Annotated in this window: 1 tRNA gene and 2 rRNA genes (1 of these 3 cut by a window edge); all 3 read left to right on the top strand. The window is 53.6% G+C overall.

The annotated features are described in order from the left end of the window. Nucleotides 1-1,946 (top strand): 23S ribosomal RNA (locus tag VR71_RS15150) (it extends 1,024 nt beyond the left edge of the window). A gap of 202 nt (nucleotides 1,947-2,148) precedes the next feature. After that, nucleotides 2,149-2,263, top strand: a 5S ribosomal RNA gene (gene rrf, locus VR71_RS15145). A gap of 160 nt (nucleotides 2,264-2,423) precedes the next feature. Continuing rightward, nucleotides 2,424-2,500, top strand: a tRNA-Met gene (locus VR71_RS15140).

Below are 2,500 nucleotides of genomic sequence, written 5' to 3'. Positions count from 1 at the left end.
GCACTGGATGGGTAATGGGGCCCCACAGGCTTACTGATCCTAACCAAACTCCGAATACCGAGGAGTACTAGATGGCAGACAGACTGCGAATGCTAACGTCCGTAGTCGAGAGGGAAACAACCCTGACCTACAGCTAAGGCCCCTAATTCATGGCTAAGTGGGAAAGCAGGTGGGACGACCAAAACAACCAGGAGGTTGGCTTAGAAGCAGCCATCCTTTAAAGATAGCGTAACAGCTCACTGGTCTAAATAAGTTGTCCTGCGGCGAAGATGTAACGGGGCTCAAGCCATGAGCCGAAGCTTAGGATGCCGTAAGGCATGGTAGCAGAGCGTAGTGTGACATGGTTTCTATCCTCTTTAGTGTCCCTCGGGACATCATGGAGGGTAAGAAATCTTCGATGAAGCGGGCCTGTGAGGGATCCCGTGGAGAGATCACTAGTGAGAATGATGACATGAGTAGCGATAAAGGGTGTGAGAGACACCCTCGCCGAAAGTCCAAGGGTTCCTGCTTAAAGCTAATCTGAGCAGGGTAAGCCGACCCCTAAGGCGAGGCCGAAAGGCGTAGTCGATGGGAACCAGGTTAATATTCCTGGGCCAGATGGAAGTGACGGATCAGAGAGGTTGTTCGTTCTTATCGGATTGAACGGGCCGCTGACTGGTTCCTGGAAATAGCTCCATCGCTAGATCGTACCCTAAACCGACACAGGTGGACTGGTAGAGAATACCAAGGCGCTTGAGAGAACTATGTTGAAGGAACTCGGCAAAATACCTCCGTAAGTTCGCGAGAAGGAGGCCCGGTTTCTAGGCAACTAGAGGCTGGGGGCACAAACCAGGGGGTGGCGACTGTTTACTAAAAACACAGGGCTCTGCGAAGTCGCAAGACGACGTATAGGGTCTGACGCCTGCCCGGTGCCTGAAGGTTAAAAGGAGGGGTGAGAGCTCTGAATTGAAGCCCAGGTAAACGGCGGCCGTAACTATAACGGTCCTAAGGTAGCGAAATTCCTTGTCGGGTAAGTTCCGACCTGCACGAATGGCGTAACGACTTCCCCGCTGTCTCCAACATAGACTCAGCGAAATTGAATTACCTGTCAAGATGCAGGTTTCCCGCGGTTAGACGGAAAGACCCCGTGCACCTTTACTATAGCTTCGCACTGGCATCAGGATTGTGATGTGCAGGATAGGTGGTAGGCTTTGAAGCAGGGACGCTAGTCCCTGTGGAGCCTCCCTTGAGATACCACCCTTCGCACTCTTGATGTCTAACCGCGGCCCGTTATCCGGGTCCGGGACCCTGCGTGGTGGGTAGTTTGACTGGGGCGGTCGCCTCCTAAAGCGTAACGGAGGCGCGCGAAGGTTGGCTCAGAGCGGTCGGAAATCGCTCGTTGAGTGCAATGGCAGAAGCCAGCCTGACTGCGAGACTGACAAGTCGAGCAGAGTCGAAAGACGGCCATAGTGATCCGGTGGTCCCAAGTGGGAGGGCCATCGCTCAACGGATAAAAGGTACGCCGGGGATAACAGGCTGATACTGCCCAAGAGTCCATATCGACGGCAGTGTTTGGCACCTCGATGTCGGCTCATCTCATCCTGGGGCTGGAGCAGGTCCCAAGGGTACGGCTGTTCGCCGTTTAAAGAGGTACGTGAGCTGGGTTTAGAACGTCGTGAGACAGTTCGGTCCCTATCTGCCGTGGGTGTAGGATACTTGAGAGGAGTTGCCCCTAGTACGAGAGGACCGGGGTGAACGAACCACTGGTGGACCTGTTGTGGCGCCAGCCGCAGTGCAGGGTAGCTATGTTCGGACAGGATAACCGCTGAAGGCATCTAAGCGGGAAGCCCCCCTCAAAACAAGGTATCCCTGAGAGCCGTGGTAGACCACCACGTCGATAGGCCAGAGATGTAAGCGCAGCAATGCGTTCAGTTGACTGGTACTAATGGCTCGATAGGCTTGATTTGATCCAGTAATAGCAAGATTGTTACGGACAAACTCAAAAGCATACACAAAACACAATGTCTTGACTTGGAACAAGGCCCAACCGGAGAAAGACGGTTGGGCAATACCTGTCCTCATGACGCCGAGCGGCGTCAGGACAAACAAACGTCCTCAAGTCGCCGATAGGCGATAGGACACCTAATATGTCTCGAGGTTTTTTCCCGGTTTGGTGGTCATAGCACAAGCGAAACACCCGGTCCCATCCCGAACCCGGCCGTTAAGCGCTGTCGCGCCAATGGTACTGCGTCTTAAGACGTGGGAGAGTAGGTCGCTGCCAAACCTGGTAAAAACCTCAAGACATCAAACTGTATCTCTCGACCACGATAAAACGCCCCACATCAAAACAATGCTGGGGCATACTATAGGCCCAACGCGATCAATATCGCCCAAAGCCAAAACAATCGCCCAATTCCACACACGGAAAACAGGCAAAATACTGTCGCGGGATGGAGCAGCCCGGTAGCTCGTCAGGCTCATAACCTGAAGGTCGTAGGTTCAAATCCTACTCCCGCAACCA

Source organism: Roseovarius sp. BRH_c41 (genome assembly GCF_000961715.1).
Taxonomy (GTDB): Bacteria; Pseudomonadota; Alphaproteobacteria; order Rhodobacterales; family Rhodobacteraceae; genus Roseovarius.
Note: the sequence above shows the minus strand (reverse complement) of the source record. Positions and strands in the feature narration are given on the sequence as shown.